We start from the raw sequence: 20835 nt of genomic DNA, 5'->3' as shown, positions 1-20835 counted from the left end.
GTTTCCTGCCTTTGTCTCAAGCGACCTTGCGGGTGAAGAGCACCCAGTCGTGTTTCTTGCTTTCCTCAAAGAGCGGAACGGCTTCGACGCGCGCTACCTCGCCGAAGCCGTTTGCCCTGTATAGTGCCTGCGCCCTCACATTGTGGCTTTCGGTGATCAGGCTCACCGGCGCCGATCCGGCGCGTTCGAATTCACTTGCCAAGAGCGCCCTGCCGATCCCGCGACCGCGCTGATGGCGATAGACGCCGAGGCTCTCGATGAACCAGTGGCCGACGATCTGCCTCTGCAGCGCCAGCAGGGGCTCGAGAACCGGGTGCCTGGCAACAATCTCAGCCGCTCCCGGCCCAATCCCATAGCCGACCGACAGTCCCGAAACTTCGTCATCGACCTCGGCAACCAGCGCATCCCGCCAGTTCCCTGGACCCGGCTCTTCGCGCAACTTGTTACGGCCGCGCTCGAAGGCCGTATCCGTCACCCCATGCTGAACCGCGCCGTACCAAAGCCAAGAGGCAAAGCCATGCGCGGCGATGTCGACGAGGATGGCGAGTTCCGCCGCCTCACGTCTTTCCGCCGGACGTATGGTGACGCCCCCCACCATGCTCAGACCCCGAGCATCATCCGCACGACCGGTTCCAGGCCGCGGCCGATCGCTCGCGTATTTTCCGCATCGAGATGTACGCCATCGAGCGGCGTGGTCTCCGCCACCGAGCCAGCGTCGAAGAAGCCGCAATCGAGTTCGTCGGCGAGGTCACGGTAAAGTGGCGCCAGCATCGCCGACTGTTCGATGCCGCCGGCAAACATGGCAGCAAACCCGGCATCGGCCGTTTCGCAGAGCTGCGGCGGTGATACGATCAGGATCTCCGGGCCTTCTTCGCCAGCGACCGGCCAATCATGCCGGCGCACCAGGCTGACGAGACGCTCGATCCCTTGCACGGCACCGAAAGCGGTCCCATGAATGATCGGCTTCATGTCGTTGGCGCCGAGCAGCAGAATGACGAGATCGAGCGGGGCGTGGCTGTGCAGCACCGTCGGCAGCACCTTGGCGCCGTTGCGGTCGCAATCGGCGAGATGATCGTCATAGGCGGTGGTGCGACCGTTCAACCCTTCGGCAATGACCTGGACATCCGGGCCGAGTGCCTTCTGCAATACGCTTGGCCAGCGATCGGCAAGCGCATGACGCCCGCCATCGGTAGCATCATAGCCCCAGGTCAAACTGTCGCCATAGCAGAGAACTGTTTTCATCGTCCGGGCCCGCCTTCGACTGCGCGAAAAGGAACGGACCGGCCCGAAGGCCGGTCCTTATCCAACTCAGACCAGCATGCCCATCGGGTTTTCGATGTAGCGCTTGAAGGCACCGAGCAGTTCGGCACCGAGCGCGCCATCGACGGCGCGATGGTCGGTCGAGAGCGTGACGGTCATGACATTGGCGATGACCATCTGCTTGTTCTTCACGACGACGCGTTCCTCGCCGGCACCGATCGCGAGGATCGTGGCGTGCGGCGGGTTGACGACGGCGGCGAAGTTCTTGACGCCCATCATGCCCATGTTCGAGACGGCAGTGGTGCCGCCCTGGTATTCCTCGGGCTTCAGCTTGCGGTCCTTGGCGCGCTGGCCGAGGTCCTTCATCTCGTTGGAGATGGCCGACAGGCTCTTCAGGTCCGCCTGGCGCACGATCGGGGTGATCAGGCCGCCGGGGATCGACACGGCAACACCGACGTCGGCGTGCTTGTGCTTGACCATGTTGCTTTCGGTCCAGGAAACGTTCGCGTTCGGAACGTCGCGCAGTGCCAGCGCCAGGGCCTTGATGACCATGTCGTTGACGGAGAGCTTGTAGACAGGCTTGCCGCCCTGCTCGGGAGCAGCGGCATTGAGCTGTGCACGCAGCGCCAGCAGCGCGTCGAGTTCGCAATCGACCGACACGTAGAAGTGCGGGATCGTCTGCTTGGATTCGACGAGACGCTTGGCGATCGTCTTGCGCATGCCGTCATGCGGCACGAGTTCGTAGGAACCCGGCTCGAACAGCTTGAGAACGGCTTCGTCCGACGGGCCCTTGGCGAGCGGAGCGGCTGCAGGAGCAGCAGCGCCGGCGGCCGGTGCGGCGGCGGGCTTGGCAGTGCCACCGGAGACGGCAGCTTCGACGTCCTTCTTGATGACGCGGCCATGCGGACCCGAACCGGCGATCGCCGAAAGGTCGATACCGGCGTCCTTGGCCAGACGACGAGCGAGCGGCGAAGAGAAGACGCGGGCGCCGCCCTCAGCCTTGGCCGGCTGGGCTGCAGCTGGTGCAGCGGCTGGCGCCGCAGCCGGAGCGCTCGGCGCTGCCGGTGCAGGCGCTTCAGCCTTGGCGGCAGGTGCCGGTGCTGCCGCGCCGTTGCCGCCCTTGGCGGCAGCAGCGACATCCTCGCCATCGGCGGCGAGAACGGCGATCAGCGCGTTGACCTTGACGCCTTCGGTGCCGGCGGGGACGACGAGCTTGGCAACGGTGCCTTCGTCGACGGCTTCGACTTCCATCGTCGCCTTGTCGGTCTCGATCTCGGCGATCACGTCGCCGGACTTGACCTTATCGCCTTCCTTGACCAGCCACTTGGCCAGATTGCCTTCTTCCATCGTCGGGGAGAGGGCAGGCATTGTGATGTTGATAGGCATCGAAGGGCCCTCCCCTTATTTGTAGCAAACGGCTTTCACCGCATCGACAACCTCTGCGACGTTCGGAAGCGCCAGCTTCTCGAGGTTCGCGGCGTAAGGCATCGGCACGTCCTTGCCGGCGATCGTCAGGATCGGGGCGTCAAGGTAGTCGAAGGCCTGCTGCATGACGCGGGTCGCGATTTCGGTGCCGACGGACGACTGCGGGTAGCCTTCTTCAACGGTGACGAGACGGCCGGTCTTCTTGACGGATTCGATGACCGTCGGCAGGTCCATCGGACGGATCGTGCGCAGGTCGATCAGTTCGACGTCGATGCCTTGCGCTTCGAGTTCGGCAACTGCCTTGACGGCGTAGGTCATGCCGATGCCGAAGGAGACGATCGTCGCGTCCTTGCCGACCTTGTGGATACGAGCCTTGCCGATCGGCAGAACGAAATCGTCAAGCTTCGGCACTTCGAACGAGTGACCGTAGAGGATTTCGTTTTCGAGGAAGATGACCGGGTTCGGATCGCGGATCGCAGCCTTGAGCAGGCCCTTGGCGTCGGCAGCCGTGTAGGGCATGACGACTTTCAGACCCGGGATATGGCTGTACCAGGCGGCGTAGCACTGCGAGTGCTGGGCGGCCACGCGGGCAGCGGCACCGCTCGGGCCACGGAAGACGATCGGCGCGCCCATCTGGCCACCGGACATGTAGAGCGTCTTGGCAGCGGAGTTGATGATCTGGTCGATCGCCTGCATGGCGAAGTTGAAGGTCATGAACTCGACGATCGGGCGCAGACCGGTCATGGCAGCGCCGACGCCGACGCCGGCAAAGCCGTGCTCGGTGATCGGGGTATCGATGACGCGACGTGCACCGAATTCCTGCAAGAGGCCCTGGGTGATCTTGTAGGCGCCCTGGTATTCGGCGACTTCTTCGCCCATGACGAAGACGTCGTCGCTGGCGCGCATTTCTTCGGCCATGGCGTCACGAAGCGCTTCACGAACGGTCATGGTGACCATTTCGGTGCCGGCCGGGATCGCCGGATCAGCGGCAACTTCGACCTTCGGCTGGGCTGCAACCGGAGCCGGCGCGGAAGCGGCGGGCGCTTCGGCAGCAGCTGCCTTCGGTGCTTCGGCCTTCGGAGCGGCGATATCGCCTGCGCCTTCGCCGTCCTGCAGCAGCACGGCGATCGGGGTATTGACCTTGACGCCTTCGGTGCCGGCAGCGATCAGGAGCTTGCCGATCGTGCCTTCGTCAACGGCTTCGACTTCCATCGTCGCCTTGTCGGTCTCGATCTCGGCAATGACGTCACCGGAGGTGACCTTGTCGCCTTCGTTTTTCAGCCATTTCGAGAGCGTGCCTTCCTCCATGGTCGGGGAAAGGGCAGGCATAAGAATTTCTACTGGCATGTTTGTCCCTCCCCGGATCAAAGCAGGATGTCGGTGTAGAGCTCGGATGCATCCGGCTCCGGATCGGCCTGGGCAAAATCGGCGCTGTCGGCAACGATGTCGCGGACTTCCTTGTCGATCTGCTTCAGTTCGTCCTCGTTCGCCCAACCCTTTTCGGTCAGACGCGCCTTCACCTGCTCGATCGGGTCATGCTCAGAGCGCATCTTCTGCACTTCGTCCTTCGAGCGATACTTCGCCGGGTCGGACATCGAGTGACCGCGATAGCGATAGGTCTGCATCTCGAGGATGATCGGACCCTTGCCCGAACGGCAATGCTCAACAGCCTCGTCGCCGGCGGCCTTGACCGCACGCACGTCCATGCCGTCGACCTGGAAGCCGGGAATGTTGAAGGAGACACCGCGCTGCGAGAAGTCGGTCTGCGCCGAAGCGCGCGAAACGGACGTACCCATGGCGTAGCGGTTGTTCTCGATCACGTAGATCACCGGCAGCTTCCAGAGCTGCGCCATGTTGAAGCTTTCGTAGACCTGGCCCTGGTTGGCAGCACCGTCACCGAAATAGGCAACGGACACGTTGTCGTTGCCGCGATAGCGGTTGGCGAAAGCAAGACCGGTGCCGAGCGACACCTGGGCGCCGACGATGCCGTGACCGCCGTAGAAGTGCTTTTCCTTGGAGAACATGTGCATCGAGCCGCCCTTCCCCTTGGAAAGACCGCTGCGACGACCGGTGAGTTCGGCCATGACGCCGCGGGCGCTCATGCCGCAGGCCAGCATGTGGCCATGGTCACGGTAGGCTGTGATGACCTGGTCGCCTTCTTTCAGCGCCATCTGCATGCCGACGACGACAGCTTCCTGGCCGATGTAGAGGTGACAGAAGCCGCCGATGAAGCCCATGCCATAGAGCTGGCCGGCCTTCTCCTCGAAACGCCGGATCAGCAGCATTTCGCGGTAGGCGCTCAGATCTTCCTGTTTGGAGAATTCGGCGAACGTGCCGCCATTGAAGTCTTTCTTCGCCGGCTTTGCGGCACTCTTGCGGCTGGAAACGGACGCGGATTTTCGCGGAGCCATTCGTTCCTCCCAATGGTTAGCCTTTTGCGGTTACCATAGGGAAAGAAAGCAGACACAGCAATGCCATATTTGCATGGCTCACATTCCATGCAAACAATTGATTTTACTTTACAAATTTCAATTAACTGAATTCAGGTTAATTTGCGGCGCGGTGAAAAATAACGATCTCGTCACTTCGCGACATGTTGAGCGCGAGGCGAGCCTTTTCATCCAGCATGTCCCTTTCCAGCGACCCATCACTCATCAGCTGAACCTCCTTTTCAAGGATCAACCGCTGTTTCGTGAGCTTATCCAGCCGCGCCTGCCGCTCGACAATCTGGCGATCGAATTGCTCGGTCGCCTTCAGGCCATAGCCGCCGTGAATGGAATGATAGCCGAAGTAGGAGAGAAAGGCGACCGCGATCAGCGGCATCACCAGCCGTCCCAGTTTCCGTTTCTTATGATGCCGTGTCCACATGCATTCACGCCCTGATACGCAGTACGGCAATCAGATTAGCGGCGATTGATTAACCGACCGTTGACCATGAACGGCAGGAAAATAGAAACCCGCCCACACGGGGCCGTGTGGGCGGGTTCGTTTTTCACACGAATATCAGGCAGCGATCAGCCGCGCAGGATCGAACGGCCGGCGTACTTCGCCTGCAGGCCGAGCTGCTCTTCGATGCGGATCAGCTGGTTGTACTTTGCGAGCCGGTCCGAACGGGCGAGCGAGCCGGTCTTGATCTGGCCGCAGTTGGTGGCGACCGCGAGATCGGCGATCGTCGCGTCTTCGGTTTCGCCCGAGCGGTGCGACATGACGGCGGTGTAGCGTGCCTTGTGCGCGGTCTCGACGGCGTCGAGCGTTTCCGACAGCGAGCCGATCTGGTTGACCTTGACGAGGATTGAGTTGGCGACGCCCATCTTGATGCCGTCGCGCAGGCGGGCCGAGTTGGTGACGAACAGGTCGTCGCCGACGAGCTGGCACTTGTTGCCGATGAGGTCGGTCACGGCCTTCCAGCCATCCCAGTCGTCTTCGGCCATACCGTCTTCGATCGAGAAGATCGGGTACTTGGCAGCGAGTTCCGCCAGGTATTCAGCCATGGCGCCCGGCTCGAGCGTGCGGCCTTCACCTTCGAGAACGTACTTGCCGTCCTTGAAGAATTCCGTCGCTGCGCAATCGAGCGCGATGAACATGTCTTCGCCCGGCTTGTAGCCAGCCTTTTCGATCGACTTCATGATGAAGTCGAGGGCTGCCGGAGCAGAGGCGAGACCCGGCGCGAAGCCGCCTTCGTCGCCGACATTGGTATTGTGGCCGTCGGCTGCGAGCTGCTTCTTCAGGGTGTGGAACACTTCCGAGCCCATGCGCACGGCATCACGCATCGTGTCGGCGCCAACCGGAACGATCATGAATTCCTGGAAGTCGATCGGGTTGTCGGCATGCGCGCCGCCGTTGATGATGTTCATCATCGGAACCGGCAGCACGTGGGCGTTCGGGCCGCCGACGTAACGGTAGAGCGGCAGGCCAGCAGCTTCAGCGGCGGCCTTGGAAACGGCAAGCGAAACGCCGAGAATGGCGTTGGCGCCGAGGCGCGACTTGTTCGCCGTGCCGTCGAGCTCGATCATGGTCTTGTCGATCTGGATCTGGTTCTCGGCATCGAGGCCGCCGATCGCTTCGAAGATCTCGCCGTTGACGGCTTCGACGGCGCGCTCGACGCCCTTGCCGAGGTAACGCGTTCCACCATCGCGCAGCTCGACAGCCTCATGCGCACCGGTCGAGGCGCCCGACGGGACTGCCGCGCGACCGAAGCTTCCGTCTTCCAGGTACACGTCGACCTCGACGGTCGGGTTGCCGCGGCTGTCCAGAATTTCTCGGCCGATGATGTCGATGATTGCAGTCATGATCTCTTCCCTGTTGAGGACGGTGGGTGGTCGGGGCCTGTCATACGCCAAGGCCTCGAAATTACAATGGCGCGCAATATGCAAAAACAACTGCGCCATTGCGGTTCATGAAAATTTCACGAAGCGTCGCCGGGCTCAGCCCTTGGCGATCGCGTCGAAAGCCAGCAGCTTTTCGAGCAGACGCGGCATGTCCTTCAGATGCACCATGTTCGGGCCATCGGACGGAGCATTGTCCGGATCTTCGTGCGTCTCGACGAACAGACCGGCGACGCCAACGGCAACGGCCGCACGCGCCAGCGTCTCGACGAATTCACGCTGGCCGCCGGTCGAACCGCCCTGCCCGCCCGGCTGCTGAACCGAATGAGTCGCATCGAAAACGACGGGCGCGCCGAGTGAAGCCATGATCGGCAGCGAGCGCATGTCGGAGACCAGCGTGTTATAGCCGAAGGAGGCGCCGCGCTCACAGAGCATGACATTGGGGTTGCCACTCTCGGTGAACTTCGCCAGCACGTTCTTCATGTCCCAGGGCGCCAGGAACTGGCCCTTCTTGACGTTGATCGCGCGGCCGGTCTTGGCGGCCGCGACCAGAAGATCGGTTTGCCGCGACAGGAAGGCCGGGATCTGCAGAATGTCGACCGTCGGGGCGACCAGCGCGCATTGCTCTTCGGTGTGGATGTCGGTCAGGACCGGGAAGCCGAATTCCTTCTTGAGGTCGGCGAAGATTTCCATCGCCTTTTCGAGGCCGATGCCACGCTTGCCCGAAAGCGACGTGCGGTTGGCCTTGTCGAAGGAGGACTTGTAGACGAGGCCGAGCCCGAGCTCGTCGCAGAGTTCCGAGAGCGCGCCCGCCATCATGAAGGCGTGTTCACGGCTCTCCATCTGGCAGGGGCCGGCGATCAGCGACAACTTCTCGGTCTGTGCGAAGGCGACCTGGCGGGCACCCTCCCCGACCACGACTCTGGCATTGGTTTTCATCATCAAGCTCCAAACGCGAAGATCACCCCTTGCCCCGGCATTTCGGGAACAATGAGGCGCCCGCCCATTTCTGCAAATTCGATATCGTTGTCGGCAAACAGCGCCCGCGTCGCTTCGAGATCGGCAACCCGGAAGACGATTGCCCGTCCGCGCAAGCCCCGTTCGGCATTGCGCACCGAGCGACCGAAGAAGGCCTCCATCCCGGCGGCGTTCAGCACCGAGATCTTGGCGTTGGTGGTCGCGACATCCATGCCGAAGGAATGCGCCGAAACCTCGCGCTCATCGACCGCTTCCTGCAGCAGATACTGGAAATCGGTCGGATTGGCTTCCGACAGCACCACTTCGCTGATGCCGACCACGCCGTTTTCGTGCCGCTCCAGCGGCGCCCGATCGGTGGGGAGCGCACGGACGCGCTGACAGTTGAAAAGAAAGAGATCCGGCGCGCGAAGATCCGCGGCAAAGGAAAGACGGAACGAGCCCAGTCCTTCACGGCCATCGGGCAGCTTCATCGGCCGGGAAAATTCCAGCATGTCGCCGCCGGAGATGCCCCTCGCCCGGAAACGGATGTGGTCGCTCGCCGCATCCTCGGTGCCGAAGACCAGCGCCGAGAGACCTTCCGGGCCTTGGCGAAACCGGAAAGCCTGATCGCGCGCGACAAAGGCATTGCCGTCGAGTGCGGCCGCCTCGCATTCCTCGCGGGACGCTATGGCGAGCGGCTCGAGATAGGTGCCGTCGGCAAAGAAGACGCAGGCATTTTCGGTGCCGAAGGGATGGCGGGCATCGTCGGCGACGGTAAAGCCGAGATCGGAAAGCCGACGCCGCGCCTGGGTAAGCGTATCCACCGGCAGCACGAGGTGATCGAGCGGGCGGGTGGTGCGCTTGGAGAGGCTCATGGCGTGTTCCCTGATGGTTCGCCGCTGTTTGCAACTTTTGGCCGGCGAATGCAAGCCGGTCACCGCCAGGGAGCGGATCGACGGTCCGGTCTCGGGCCGTTGCCACAAACGCGAACCATCCGCGGCCGGCTGCACCCGCCGCGGATTATGCCTGTCGCCAGCAGAAGAACGGCCGGAAGGTCAGTAGTAGCCCGGCGCCGTCGTGGCGTTGGCCGTGTTCCCCGCACCGAGACCGGGGGCGAACGTCTGGGGCTGCGTGTAGGACGTGTTGGTCGAGGACGTCGAGGCACAACCCGAGAGCCCCAGCACGGCGACCGCCAAAGGCACGAACAACAAAGCGATGAAGCGCATACGGATTGACCCCTTTCCAGTTTCGCTGACGAACAGGAAAGTACGAAACCGATGCTTTGGCGAGTACGTAACAGTAACGCGAGGTAAAAAGGCGACGACGAAGCCGGGTTCGACAACCGCAGCCCCCTACCGGCCGCTGCGGTTGCTCTTGTTGCGCGTAAGCCTTCGGCCCGGCCGGGACGCCGGGCTCACTCCATCAGGGGCGACGATCGCTCTTGATGGCGAAGGTGGCGATGAAGGTCGGCACAAACCTGTCGATCAGGAAACGAGCCGACGGCTGCCAATCCTCGTGAAAGCCGGCCAACCGGAAACCGGCCTGCAATTGCCCCTCGATTTGCTGAGAAAGGCTATGCCCGAACACCAGGGCCTCGCCGCGCCCGACCTTGGCCTGCACGACATCGGGAGGGAGATGCTCCGCTTCGGCAAAGGGGAGCCGGTAGGCCGGGCGGATAAGACCCTTTTCCGCATGGGCCGGATCGCGGTCGCCGACGAAAACGATCGGATTGTAGAAGCTCGAAAGCAGCCGACCGCCGGTTTTCAGCACCCGGTGGCTCTCCCGCCAGACCGGTCGGATATCCGGAACGTAGAGGTTCGAGATGGGGTGAAAGACGATATCGAAGGTTTCGTCGGCAAAGACAGAGAGGTCGCGCATGTCGCCCTGCACGGCCAAAAGCGGCAACCCTTCGCGTTTGGCGACGCGCCGATCCTGTTCGAGCTGTCCCTCGGAGATGTCGAAGACCGTTACGTCGGCACCGGCCGCAGCCAGAATCGGCGCCTGCTGCCCACCGGCGGAAGCCAGGCAGAGGATGCTCTTACCCTTGACGTCGGGCAACCACCCCTCAGGCAAGTCGCCGGGCGTCAGCCGCGCCTGCCACTGACCCTTGCGGGCATCGGCGATCATCTCCGGCGTGACCGGGCGCGACCATTCGCAGTCCTGGCTTGCCTGCCGGTCCCACGCCCGGCGATTGTGATCGATGATATCGAGATTGGAGGAGGAAATATCTTGCATGTTCGGTCCCTGGAAACTTTGTCCTGATGTGACCGCTCATGAAGGCGAATGGAGATCGCAGGCAGATATGCCGTGGCGTTCGTCCGTCGATGCGGATCGCAGCAATGCCATCGTCCATCCCCTTCGCAAGCGAAGTTGAGGCGATTCGGTTTTCACCGGGCATTACTGGCGCATTGGACGACGCTCCTCTTGCTGGAAGCCGCACGCTAGCGGCCGGGTTGCGGGTGGTCAACGCAAACAGAGGTCCATGCCGTGCGGCTTGCGGCCGCAAGGGTTTTGTCCAATCGCCCCGGCCAACGAATATCCGGCACGGTCTGCACGTTATCATGTTGCCTATGATTTCAACCGCTTGAGAAGCCGTCACAATTGCGTAAAATTCACCAATGCAGCCTGGAGTTATGCCGGGCAGCAGGCTGAGGGGCAGCATTTGATTATCGACTTGCAGGACAAGCAACGCATCCGGGCATGGCCGAGGGACGCCAAACGGCGCACCAGGACGCTGGCCTGGCTTCCAATCGGGCACGCATTCACATGATGCGCGAGATGATGGCCAAGCTGGCTTCCATCGCCATCATGATGTTCGCGCGGGCGCTGACGGCGGCGCGTGCCATCTGGCATGAGACCGGCCTGCCGCCAAAGCAGAGCATCTACTTCGCCAACCATTCCAGCCACGGCGATTTCGTGCTGATCTGGGCGGTCCTGCCGCCCTGGCTCAGGGAACGCGCCCGGCCGGTCGCGGGCGCCGAGTACTGGCTGAAATCGAAGCTTTCGAGCTTCATCGGCCGTGACGTGTTCGATGCGCTGCTGATCGAGCGCGACCCGGAAGCGCGCACGCAGGATCCGGTCGAGCAGATGGCGGCCGTGCTCAACGACGGATCGTCGCTCATTCTCTTTCCCGAGGGAACGCGCAACCAGACCGAAGCACGCCTTTTGCCGTTCAAGAGCGGGCTCTTCCACCTCGCCTGCAAGCGCCCGGACGTGGCGCTGGTGCCCGTATGGATCAACAATCTCAATCGCGTCATGCCCAAGGGGGAGTTCGTGCCGATCCCGCTCATCTGCACCGTCAATTTCGGCGAACCGATGCGCCTCAAGGCGCAGGAGACGAAGGAAGAATTCATCGCCCGTGCCGAAGCCGCGCTGCTTTCGCTCGCGCCGTCATCGACGGATGACCGCGTATGAGCACAGCCAGCCTGGACATGCTCAAGCTGCTCTCCGGCGTCGGCGGCGTTCTCGTGCTGGCGTCGAGCGTCGGCTACGTGCTTAAGCAGAAGCTTTCGCCTGACGGGTCGAACGGCGCGATCGAGAACCTCAACGCCCGCATCAAGGCGTGGTGGGCGATGGTGGTCCTGATCGCCATCGCCTTCGTTGCCGGCCGGGTCGGCGTGTTGCTGCTCTTTGCCTTCTGCTCGTTTGCAGCGTTGCGCGAATTCATCACGCTCATCAACACGCGCCGCGGCGACCACTGGGCGATCGCCGCCGCCTTCTTCGTCGTCCTGCCGATCAACTACTTCCTGCTCTGGGCCGAGCAATACGGAATCTATTCGATCTTCGTGCCGGTCTATGCCTTCCTGCTGATGCCGATCGTCGCGGTCCTTCGCGGCGACACCCGCGACTTCCTGGTCCGGATCTCCGAGGTGCAATGGGCGCTGATGATCTGCGTCTTCTGCGCCTCGCACGTGCCGGCGCTGCTCACGCTGCAAATCCCAGGCTATGAGGGACGCAACGTGCTCCTCATCGCCTTCCTCGTCATCGTCGTTCAGTCGAGCGACGTGCTGCAATATGTCTGGGGCAAGCTCTTCGGCAAAACCAAGATCGCGCCCACCCTTTCGCCGTCGAAGACGGTCGAGGGCTTCGTCGGCGGCGTTGCGAGCGCTACCCTGATCGGCGCCTCGCTCTGGTGGATTACCCCGTTCACGCCGGCGCAGGCGGCGCTGATGTCACTCATCATCACCCTGATGGGCTTCTTCGGCGGCCTCGTCATGTCGGCAATCAAGCGGGATCGCGGCGTCAAGGACTGGGGCCATCTGATCGAAGGCCATGGCGGGCTCATCGACCGGCTCGATTCCGTCGTCTTTTCCGCCCCGATCTTCTTCCATCTGACGCGCTACTGGTGGTCGCTGACATGAGCGCCAAACTGAAGGGGCTGGCATCAAGCGGCGTCGTTCATGTGGCCTTCGCCTTTTTCGCCATGGGCGGCTGGGCGCTTTTCGCCAACCGCCATCACCCGATGCCGAAGCCGCTTGTTGCCGGGCTCGTCCAGGGGACGCTTTCGGCGCTGCTGACGCTCTACCTCAAGACGGCGATCGACGCGCTTTCCAAGCGGTTCAGCGGCGCCTGGCGCCTGGTCCTGCCACCACTTATCGCCTGCCTTGGCTCCTCGGCTGTACTTGTCGCGATCCACGCGGCCAGCGGCACGCCCGAGATCCTGAAAACGATCGCGCTGCCGCTTACGGTTTCGACCACCTACGCCGCCATCTACAACTATTCCATCAGCCGAGGCGAACATGACCGAGACCGGTGACCGCAGGCCGCTCGCAAGTCGCAACACCCGCTGGGCGCAGGCCATCGCACGCCGCCTGGCATCGATGAACCTCACGCCGAACCGGATCTCGCAGGCGAGCATGCTGGCGGCCGCCCTTGCCGGCCTTGCCTTCTGGCTCGCGGGCGAAAGCGAGGATGGCGCAAGGGCGAGCCTGTTCATCACTGCCGCCCTCTTTTGCCAGTTGCGTCTGCTCTGCAACCTCTTCGACGGCATGGTCGCCGTCGAGGGCGGCAAGGGCGAGGCCGACGGTCCCTTCTGGAACGAATTTCCCGACCGCATCGCCGACGTCTTCATCTTCGTCGGCGCAGGTTTCGCCATCGGCGTGCCGGCTCTCGGTTTTGCTGCAGCCACCTTCGGCGTGCTGACTGCCTATGTGCGCGAACTCGGCCGTGCCAACGGTGCGCCGAGCGACTTCTCCGGCCCGATGGCCAAACAGCACCGCATGGCGGCGATGACGCTCGCCGCCGTTCTTTCGGCCTTTGAAGGCCTCTGGCTCGGCGATGGCGAAGTGCTGTGGATCGCGCTTCTTGCGATTTCGATCGGGGCAGCGCTGACGGCCGGCCTGCGCGCCCGTCGCCAGATTGCCTGGCTTCGGAAAAACGCGCCCAACAAAGGCTAAACACCCTCTTCACGCATCGTGAACAAGGCCGCCGCAACATGGCGCCGCCCCCTTGACGTGTACCTACGTCAATTATTAGATAGATTAGTCTATTTATTAAACGCCGCGAGCGCCACCGATGAACGAATGCTCGCGCGCGCCGAGATCGGCGGCGATCAGACCCGTGATCGCCGCCTCCTGAAAGCGAACTTTTTCAATCGGTTACGGCGCAAAACTACAGCGCCTCCCGTTACGGAGAACACGAATGACTACCCTGGACCGCATCGACGACGTCGACGCATTGCGCGGCTTTGCCTTGCTCGGCATCCTCCTGGTCAACATCATGGCTTTCGCTTCTGCCTTCTACGGACTGGAAATCGCCGACCCAGCCTTCGGCGGCGTCCTCGATCGCAGCGTGCATTTCGTGATCGCGCTGTTCTTCGAGATGAAATTCTACCTGCTCTTCTCGTTCCTGTTCGGCTACAGCTTCACCCTGCAAATGCGCTCGGCGGAAAAATCCGGCGAGGCCTTCGTGCCCAGGCTTTTGCGCCGACAGATGGGCCTCTGGCTGATCGGGCTTGCCCATGCGGTTCTGCTTTTCCATGGCGATATTCTCACCACCTACGCGGTGCTTGGCATCGCCCTCCTGATCCTCAGAAACCGCAGCGATGCAGGCCTCTTCCGGCTAGCCAAATGGCTGGTCCTTCTCCTTGCACTCGTCTGGGGCGCACTCGGCATCCTCATCACGCTGGATCCGGTGCCGCTCGATCGGTCCACCATTCTCTCCGCTGCGGGGGCGGCCGAGCTTGCTTTCCGCGGCGACTGGCAGGCCATCATCGGTCAGCACCTGACGGAGCTCAACTCGGTCTGGATCATCCTCGTCCTGCTGCAAGCGCCGTGCGCGCTGGCGATGTTCCTGCTCGGCCTGATCGCCGGACGTCGCAAGACCCTGGCGCGGCCGGAGGAGAACACGGCATTGTTCCAGCGCCTCGTTCGCACCGGCCTCTGGGGCGGCCTGCCTGGTGCCGTCATCTATGCCTATGTCAGCGTCGAGATGCCCGAATCGCCGATCGCGGTCATCGCACTTTCGATCGGCCTCGCCACCGGCCCGCTTCTCACCGGCGCCTATGTCGGCGGCATGATGCTGCTTTTCGGATCCAAAGCCGGCCACGGGCTGCGCAACCTGCTGGCGCCTGCCGGCCGCATGGCCCTTTCCAACTACCTGATGCAGTCCTTGCTCATGGCCCTGATCTTTCATGGCTACGGCCTTGCTCTCATCGGCCAGGTGTCGCCGCTGGCAACCATGCTGATCGCGCTTGCGATCTTTGCCGCTCAGGTCGTCATCAGCCGCTGGTGGATGGCCCGCTTCGCCTATGGACCGCTCGAGTGGATTCTGCGCTTCATCACCATCGGCCGCATGCCGCAATGGCGCCGGCCGGCCGAGGCGCGCTGAAGGGCATCGATTTCGCATCACTCGGTCCGTTGGGATCGGAGGCGCCATCTTGTCCGACGGCGCCTCAATCCGCTTAGAGGTCGAGCGTCGCCAGGAAGGTCGCGATTGCCGCGGCGACCTCGGCCGGTGCTTCGATCGGCGAGAAATGGCCGACGCCCTCGAACACGACGAAACGCACCTGAGGCAGACGCCCGCCAAGCTCACGGCGAAGCGCTGGCTCCGAATCTACCACATCCCTGGTGCCGGTGATCACCAGCGCGGACATCCGACGGCACGGGTCGCGTCAGCAACGCATCGAGCATACCGTTTACCGCTTCAACGCTCTCGTAACTCGCAAGGCGCGCGGCTTTCAATTCGGCACACCACGGCGCCGCAGTCGAGAGCTACCGCCGACTGACGCGTGGTTGATTTCGCGGAACGTGAGTCACGCCTCGACGGAAAGTACAAAAAAAGGCCGGTCTTGCGACCGGCCTTTTTCGTTTGTCTTTCCTGTGCGCCTCAGACGAGGCGGGATTGTTCAAGCGCCGCTTCGATGAAGCTTGCAAACAGCGGGTGCGGATCGAGCGGACGCGACTTCAGTTCCGGATGGTACTGAACGCCGATGAACCACGGATGATCCGGGTACTCGACCGTTTCCGGCAGGATGCCGTCCGGCGACATGCCCGAGAAGACGAGGCCGCAGGACTCGAGGCGATCCTTGTAGTCGACGTTGACCTCGTAGCGGTGCCGGTGACGCTCGAAAATCTCGGTCGAACCGTAGATCTCGGCAATCTTGGTGTCGGCCTTCAGGGCTGCGCGATAGGCGCCGAGGCGCATCGTGCCGCCGAGATCACCCGATGCAGAGCGCTTCTCGAGCTCGTTGCCCTTCACCCATTCCGTCATCAGACCAACGACCGGTTCCTTGGTCGGGCCGAACTCGGTGGAGGACGCCTTCTCGATGCCGGCGAGGTTGCGGGCCGCTTCAACGACCGCCATCTGCATGCCGAAGCAGATACCGAAGTAAGGCACCTTGCGTTCGCGGGCAAAGCGCGCCGCGTTGATCTTGCCCTCGGAACCACGTTCGCCGAAACCGCCGGGAACGAGAATGCCGTGCACCTTCTCGAGGTAGGGTGCTGCGTCTTCCTTCTCGAAGACCTCCGATTCGATCCACTCGAGCTTGACCTTCACCCGGTTGGCGATGCCGCCATGGTAAAGCGCTTCGATCAGCGACTTGTAGGCATCCTTGAGGCCGGTGTACTTGCCGACGATCGCGATCGTGACTTCGCCTTCCGGCGTGCGGATGCGATCGGCAACCCGTTCCCAGGCGTCCATGCGCGGCTTCGGCGCCGGCTCGATGCCGAAGGCTGCCAGCACTTCGTTGTCGAGGCCTTCCTTGTGGTAGGCGATCGGAACGTCGTAGATCGATGCCACGTCGAGCGCCTGGATGACCGCCGACTGGCGGACGTTGCAGAAGAGCGAGAGCTTGCGACGCTCGGCTTCCGGAATTTCGCGGTCGGCGCGAACGAGCAGGATATCGGGGTGGATGCCGAGGGCCTGCAGTTCCTTGACAGAATGCTGCGTCGGCTTGGTCTTCAGTTCGCCGGCCGCCGGGATATAGGGCATCAGGGTGAGATGGACGTAGACGGCGGTGCCGCGCGGCAGGTCGTTGCCGAGCTGGCGGATCGCCTCCATGAACGGCATCGCCTCGATGTCGCCGACGGTGCCGCCGATTTCGCAGAGGACGAAGTCGTAGTCGTCATTGCCTTCGGTGACGAAGTTCTTGATTTCGTTGGTAACGTGCGGGATCACCTGAACGGTTGCGCCGAGATAGTCGCCGCGACGTTCCTTGTCGATGATGTTCTTGTAGATCCGGCCCGTGGTGATGTTGTCGGTCTTCGTCGCCGAACGCCCCGTGAAGCGTTCATAGTGGCCGAGATCGAGATCGGTCTCCGCGCCATCGTCGGTTACGAAAACCTCACCGTGCTGGGTCGGGCTCATGGTGCCCGGGTCAACGTTGAGATAGGGGTCGAGCTTGCGCAGTCTCACCCGGTAGCCACGCGCCTGCAGCAGTGCTCCGAGAGCCGCTGCAGCGATGCCTTTTCCGAGGGAGGAAACCACGCCGCCTGTGATGAATACATATCGCGCCATGGGAGTCACCGGATACCTTTTAACAAATGATTCCGCCACCGAAAAATTCATGTTCCAGAACTTTTCGTCTTGGGATGGAGGCAGATTTCACACAAAACAAAACCGGCGGATGAAACATCCGCCGGCGGGTTCTTCAGAATTGCGACCTTACTGGCCGCTGGGAACTTGCGATCCCGTATTGCTGTTGGCGCCAGCGGCGGGCGCCGGAGTCGTTGCGCCGCCGGCCGGGGCTTCGCCCGTCGTTGCCGGTGCGGCGGTCGACGGAACGCCGTTGTCGGCGGGAGCGGGGTTGCCGGTTGCCGGCTGCTGTCCAGTCGCGCCGCCAGCCGGAGCCGGAGCGCCGCCACCGAGCGAATTGAGAACGCCACCACCGTTCGAGCTGGTGCCCGGGATACGGTCGAGGATGTCGGTCGCCTGCGGCTGGTAACGCGCGAGAATGCCCATGCCGAGTGCCAGGACGAAGAACAGCGCTGCAAGGATCGCCGTCGTGCGGGTCAGCGCATTGGCCGTGCCGCGCGCGGACATGAAGCCCGAGCCGCCGCCGATGCCGAGACCACCGCCTTCGGAACGCTGAATGAGTACGACGCCGATCAGGGCGACGACGACCATGAGATAGATGACGAGTAGTACGGTCTGCATCAGCTTCCAGTCCTGCCCTTGGGGCACACGAATCAAACCCTGCGCAAACTCGGCATGGCCGGGCGCAATTTTCGCGCCTCTTTATACCATGCCGTGCGCCATTCCAAGCCCCTGCCCGGTAACCCGGGCGATCAGGCCGTCAATTCTTCATAAGCCCGGTAGATGGCGAGGAAGTCTTCGGCTTTCAAGCTTGCGCCACCGATCAGGGCGCCGTCGACATTGGCGACGCCCATCAATTCCTTCGCATTGGACGGCTTGACCGAGCCGCCATAGAGGATGCGCATCTTGGCGCCGGCGTCGGCAAAGCGCGCGACCAGCTCCTTGCGCATGAAGGCATGGGCTTCCTCGACGTCAGTAGCCGTCGGCGTCAGGCCGGTGCCGATCGCCCAGACGGGCTCATAGGCAATCACGGTGTTTTCCGCAGTTGCTGCATCCGGCAGGCTTTCGGCGAGCTGACGCTTCAAAACATCGAGCGTCTTGCCCGCCTTGCGCTCGTCGCCGGTCTCGCCGATGCAGACGATAGCGACGAGTTCGGCGGCATGCGCCGCTTCCGTCTTTGCGCGTACCAGCGCATCGCTTTCGGCGTGGTCGGTGCGGCGCTCGGAATGGCCGACAATGACGTGGGTGCCGAAGCAATCGGCGATCATCTCGGCGGAAAGGTCGCCGGTATGGGCGCCTGACTGCTTTTGATGGCAATCCTGCGCGCCGATCAGGAGCGGGCTGTCGTCGCAAAGCGCCGTCGCCACGTAGAGCAGCGTTGCCGGCGGGCAGATCAGCGTTTCGACCTTGGCGGAGAGTTCGCCCTTGACCCCTTCGGCCATCGCCTTGATCTGATCGAGCGAAGCGCGGGTTCCGTTCATCTTCCAGTTGCCGGCGACGAGCGGGCGGATATCGGGCGTCATGCAATTTCCTCCGGGTACTTTTCTCCGGAAGCGGCCTAGCAAATGCAGCCGGCAAATAAAAGCACCGCCGGCGATTATTCATGGGCGGGGCCGGTTGCCCCGGCCCGCCGCAAGGATCGTCAAGCCCAGCGCGTCGCCAGCATCATGCCGAAGGACGCCTTGCCTTTTCGCCATCTTCCGCCGCCGGCCCAGCCTTTGCGGCCGCAATCGCATACATCAGCGGCAGGCTCGGCATGCCCGCAGGCGGCGCCATCCGCCCGCCGCCAAGGTCGCGCATGCCTTCGAACGCCACCCAGCCATTGGCATAGGGATATTCTTTCAGGACTTCAATCCGGAGCCCAGTGTCGATCAGGGCCTGCACGACATCTGCGATACCCCAGTTGAACTCGAAGGAAGGGTGCGGATTGGTGAACCCCACGACGCCCTCCTGGTAGCCGCCATGGGCAAGGCCTGCGCCCGAGTCGGCGACATAGTCACCGACGCCTGCCTCCGCGACCGGCTCCTTGGGGGCGTAATCGTAATGCAGCTTCCAACCCGGATCGAAGACCATCGCAAAGGGATGGAATTCGACGAAGGCGAAACTCCCGCCGGGCTTCAGCACATCGGCGATGCCGCGCGCCCAGATCCCGAGGTCCGACAGCCAGCAAATGGTGCCATAGGACGCAAAGACGCGATCGAAACGCCGACCGCTCGCACGGGCATCGTCGAACCAGCCGAAAAGGTCGGACCGCTCGAAGGTGGCGGCGATGCCGCTTTCCGTCGAAAGCCGCGTGGCAAAGGCTATCGCCTCGTCTGAGATATCGACGCCGGTCACGTTCGCACCGCGACGCGCGAGACTCAGGCTGTCCTGGCCGGAATTGCATTGCAGATGGAGAACGTCGAGCCCGGCGATATCGCCGAGCAGCTCGATCTCTTCCGGATAAAGCGTTGAGCCGCCGGCGCGGAAGTAGGCGGCCTGGTCGCCCTTATGGCTGTTGTGCGCGACGGTCGCGGCATTCCAGGAGAGGCGATTGGCCTCGTGAAGATCAATACTCATGTTTCACTCTTAAACATCTGAGAGAGACACGGGAGGTTTTTCCCGTGCCCCTGGTGCGCTTAGAATTTCAGCACCGCTTCGAGTTCATCGTCATAGTGCTCGCCCGTCGGCTTGAAGCCCAGCCCTTGGTAAAAGCCTTCGGGGCTGCCAGGGCCCTGTCCGTAGCTCGTGTAGAGCTCATGCAGGCCCCTAGCCTTCAGATCGCGCACGACAAGGGCGATCGCCTGCTTGCCATATCCCTTGCCCTGGAACGGCCGGGCGATCATGAAGCGCCAGAGATAGACACCCGGGCAATCGATGCCGTCGTCCCAGTCGGATCCTTCGTGCAGCATGATGAAGCCAATGAGCGTCTCATCGGCATAGACCGCACGGAACCAGGCATTCTCGGAAAAATGCGCCTCGGCGATCGAGGTGCCGTTGTCCGCCACCATGTTGCGCTGTTCCTCGCTCAGCGTTTCGCTGAGCTCGCAGACGTCGCAGACGGTCAGGGCTGAGATGCGCCGAAGGGTAATTTCGGCATCAGACGGCAATACGGTTTCACTCATGGGAAACTCCTTAGAAAAATCAAAATGTTAAAAAAGGGCCCGAACCAGAACGGCGGACCTCGAATCACCCGCTAAAGGGGCAATCGGCCGATAAAATGAAATCATGGCGAGAAAACGCCAACGCCAGAATTGCCGAGATCCCGCCAGATTCCGGCAGCGCTATTACCAAGGATATCCGCGCGCCCTTACTTGGGGCGGCCGGCGGTCGGCTGGTTGCCGCCGTTCTCCAAGCCGGCGATCGCCGCGTGGACGTCGGCTTCCGCATCCTCGTCGAACTGCTCGAAGATCGCATCGCCGATCAGGGCGTGAACCTCGCGCAGATAGGGTGCCGCCGCCTCGCCGTCGCCGAGCGCCAGATAAGCGCGCGCGATCGAAAGCGACGAGAGCGGTTGGCGCCGCGCGAGCGTCCACTCACGGGCGAGCAGGGAGACGGCAATGCTCTCGCGATGGTGCCCGGCATCGCAAAGGGCGGCGCCGTAGCCACTCTTGACCCAATAATACATATCCGTGAGCGCAAGATGCACATCGGCGACGTTCGATGCCAGACGCCAAGCGTCGACCGCTTCGCCATAATTGCCTTCTGTTCCAAGCCGGATGCCCGTGCGGCCGTGTTCATAGGCTTCCCGCTCGTGCGGGCTCATTGGTGTGGTTTTCTTCTTTGTCATGTACGCCAGTCCACATGCTCCCGGGAACAACCCCTCCGTGTCCCCTCCACGAGCAAATGGACCATAGCTTGCCGAGATCAACAAGATCTCAGTGCAATTTTATGGTATTCTAGGCGAATAAAAGCG

General features: G+C 62.6%; 23 protein-coding genes. 5 read left to right on the top strand and 18 right to left on the bottom strand.

Annotation, left to right across the window (positions count from 1 at the left end):
- Window positions 1–16: 16 nt before the first annotated feature.
- The 11 genes from ACIQUG_RS02145 to ACIQUG_RS02095 form a co-directional block, all read right to left on the bottom strand.
- Window positions 17–598 (bottom strand): GNAT family N-acetyltransferase, encoded by a 582-nt coding sequence (locus ACIQUG_RS02145; protein ID WP_402316897.1) that lies wholly within the window; start codon window positions 596–598, stop codon window positions 17–19.
- Window positions 599–600: 2 nt separating this feature from the next.
- Window positions 601–1242, bottom strand: a complete 642-nt coding sequence (locus ACIQUG_RS02140) for an SGNH/GDSL hydrolase family protein (protein WP_402316894.1) — start codon at window positions 1240–1242, stop codon at window positions 601–603.
- Between the two features lie 66 nt (window positions 1243–1308).
- A complete protein-coding gene (locus ACIQUG_RS02135; RefSeq protein WP_402320514.1) occupies window positions 1309–2628 on the bottom strand; it encodes a pyruvate dehydrogenase complex dihydrolipoamide acetyltransferase in 1320 nt (439 codons plus the stop codon).
- A 33-nt stretch (window positions 2629–2661) separates the two neighbouring features.
- Window positions 2662–4032: a pyruvate dehydrogenase complex E1 component subunit beta gene (locus tag ACIQUG_RS02130; RefSeq protein WP_043618014.1), complete on the bottom strand. Its 1371-nt coding sequence runs from the start codon at window positions 4030–4032 to the stop codon at window positions 2662–2664.
- A 17-nt stretch (window positions 4033–4049) separates the two neighbouring features.
- A complete protein-coding gene (gene pdhA, locus ACIQUG_RS02125; protein WP_043618011.1) occupies window positions 4050–5096 on the bottom strand; it encodes a pyruvate dehydrogenase (acetyl-transferring) E1 component subunit alpha in 1047 nt (348 codons plus the stop codon).
- A 136-nt stretch (window positions 5097–5232) separates the two neighbouring features.
- Window positions 5233–5553, bottom strand: coding sequence for a septum formation initiator family protein (locus ACIQUG_RS02120; protein WP_192447137.1), 321 nt, complete (start codon window positions 5551–5553; stop codon window positions 5233–5235).
- Between the two features lie 146 nt (window positions 5554–5699).
- Window positions 5700–6974: a phosphopyruvate hydratase gene (gene eno / locus ACIQUG_RS02115; RefSeq protein WP_034795843.1), complete on the bottom strand. Its 1275-nt coding sequence runs from the start codon at window positions 6972–6974 to the stop codon at window positions 5700–5702.
- A 135-nt stretch (window positions 6975–7109) separates the two neighbouring features.
- Entirely contained in the window at window positions 7110–7952 is an 843-nt protein-coding gene (gene kdsA, locus ACIQUG_RS02110) for a 3-deoxy-8-phosphooctulonate synthase (RefSeq protein ID WP_402316889.1), read from the bottom strand.
- A complete protein-coding gene (locus tag ACIQUG_RS02105; RefSeq protein ID WP_402316886.1) occupies window positions 7952–8842 on the bottom strand; it encodes a VOC family protein in 891 nt (296 codons plus the stop codon). The genes kdsA and ACIQUG_RS02105 overlap by 1 nt, the downstream gene beginning before the upstream one ends.
- Before the next feature lie 180 nt (window positions 8843–9022).
- Window positions 9023–9193 (bottom strand): hypothetical protein, encoded by a 171-nt coding sequence (locus tag ACIQUG_RS02100; RefSeq protein WP_156134117.1) that lies wholly within the window; start codon window positions 9191–9193, stop codon window positions 9023–9025.
- A gap of 196 nt (window positions 9194–9389) precedes the next feature.
- Window positions 9390–10202 carry a class I SAM-dependent methyltransferase gene (locus ACIQUG_RS02095; protein WP_402316882.1) on the bottom strand — a complete coding sequence of 271 codons (813 nt, stop codon included), beginning with the start codon at window positions 10200–10202 and terminating at the stop codon, window positions 9390–9392.
- A gap of 534 nt (window positions 10203–10736) precedes the next feature.
- On the opposite strand from ACIQUG_RS02095, the gene ACIQUG_RS02090 reads away from it, so the two are divergent.
- From ACIQUG_RS02090 to ACIQUG_RS02070, 5 genes are all read left to right on the top strand, one after another.
- On the top strand, window positions 10737–11381 hold the full coding sequence (locus tag ACIQUG_RS02090) for a lysophospholipid acyltransferase family protein (RefSeq protein ID WP_402320510.1): 645 nt from the start codon (window positions 10737–10739) through the stop codon (window positions 11379–11381).
- On the top strand, window positions 11378–12328 hold the full coding sequence (locus tag ACIQUG_RS02085; protein WP_043617993.1) for a phosphatidate cytidylyltransferase: 951 nt from the start codon (window positions 11378–11380) through the stop codon (window positions 12326–12328). Before ACIQUG_RS02090 ends, ACIQUG_RS02085 begins: the two co-directional genes overlap by 4 nt.
- Window positions 12325–12723, top strand: coding sequence for a hypothetical protein (locus ACIQUG_RS02080; RefSeq protein WP_402316878.1), 399 nt, complete (start codon window positions 12325–12327; stop codon window positions 12721–12723). Before ACIQUG_RS02085 ends, ACIQUG_RS02080 begins: the two co-directional genes overlap by 4 nt.
- Window positions 12707–13363: a CDP-alcohol phosphatidyltransferase family protein gene (locus ACIQUG_RS02075; protein WP_402316875.1), complete on the top strand. Its 657-nt coding sequence runs from the start codon at window positions 12707–12709 to the stop codon at window positions 13361–13363. The genes ACIQUG_RS02080 and ACIQUG_RS02075 overlap by 17 nt, the downstream gene beginning before the upstream one ends.
- Window positions 13364–13607: 244 nt before the next feature.
- Complete coding sequence (locus ACIQUG_RS02070) at window positions 13608–14795, top strand: DUF418 domain-containing protein (protein WP_402316872.1); 1188 nt, start codon at window positions 13608–13610, stop codon at window positions 14793–14795.
- 73 nt (window positions 14796–14868) lie between these two features.
- On the opposite strand, the gene ACIQUG_RS02065 is transcribed toward ACIQUG_RS02070, so the two are convergent.
- The 7 genes from ACIQUG_RS02065 to ACIQUG_RS02035 all read right to left on the bottom strand — a co-directional run bounded on the left by ACIQUG_RS02065 (window position 14869) and on the right by ACIQUG_RS02035 (window position 20709).
- Window positions 14869–15060, bottom strand: coding sequence for an alpha/beta fold hydrolase (locus ACIQUG_RS02065; protein WP_402316869.1), 192 nt, complete (start codon window positions 15058–15060; stop codon window positions 14869–14871).
- Window positions 15061–15293: 233 nt separating this feature from the next.
- Window positions 15294–16931, bottom strand: a complete 1638-nt coding sequence (locus ACIQUG_RS02060; protein ID WP_305877765.1) for a CTP synthase — start codon at window positions 16929–16931, stop codon at window positions 15294–15296.
- A 138-nt stretch (window positions 16932–17069) separates the two neighbouring features.
- Complete coding sequence (gene secG / locus ACIQUG_RS02055) at window positions 17070–17561, bottom strand: preprotein translocase subunit SecG (protein ID WP_043617978.1); 492 nt, start codon at window positions 17559–17561, stop codon at window positions 17070–17072.
- 131 nt (window positions 17562–17692) lie between these two features.
- A complete protein-coding gene (gene tpiA / locus ACIQUG_RS02050) occupies window positions 17693–18463 on the bottom strand; it encodes a triose-phosphate isomerase (RefSeq protein ID WP_402316864.1) in 771 nt (256 codons plus the stop codon).
- A gap of 142 nt (window positions 18464–18605) precedes the next feature.
- Window positions 18606–19499, bottom strand: coding sequence for a class I SAM-dependent methyltransferase (locus tag ACIQUG_RS02045; RefSeq protein ID WP_402316861.1), 894 nt, complete (start codon window positions 19497–19499; stop codon window positions 18606–18608).
- A 59-nt stretch (window positions 19500–19558) separates the two neighbouring features.
- A complete protein-coding gene (locus tag ACIQUG_RS02040) occupies window positions 19559–20044 on the bottom strand; it encodes a GNAT family N-acetyltransferase (RefSeq protein WP_402316858.1) in 486 nt (161 codons plus the stop codon).
- A gap of 185 nt (window positions 20045–20229) precedes the next feature.
- Window positions 20230–20709, bottom strand: coding sequence for a hypothetical protein (locus ACIQUG_RS02035; protein WP_156134116.1), 480 nt, complete (start codon window positions 20707–20709; stop codon window positions 20230–20232).
- Window positions 20710–20835: the final 126 nt, after the last annotated feature.

Source organism: Ensifer sp. NPDC090286 (genome assembly GCF_044769565.1).
In the GTDB taxonomy this organism is placed as follows: domain Bacteria; phylum Pseudomonadota; class Alphaproteobacteria; order Rhizobiales; family Rhizobiaceae; genus Ensifer.
The sequence above is the reverse complement of the archived record's forward strand: the minus strand, read 5'-3'. Positions and strand labels throughout refer to the sequence as shown.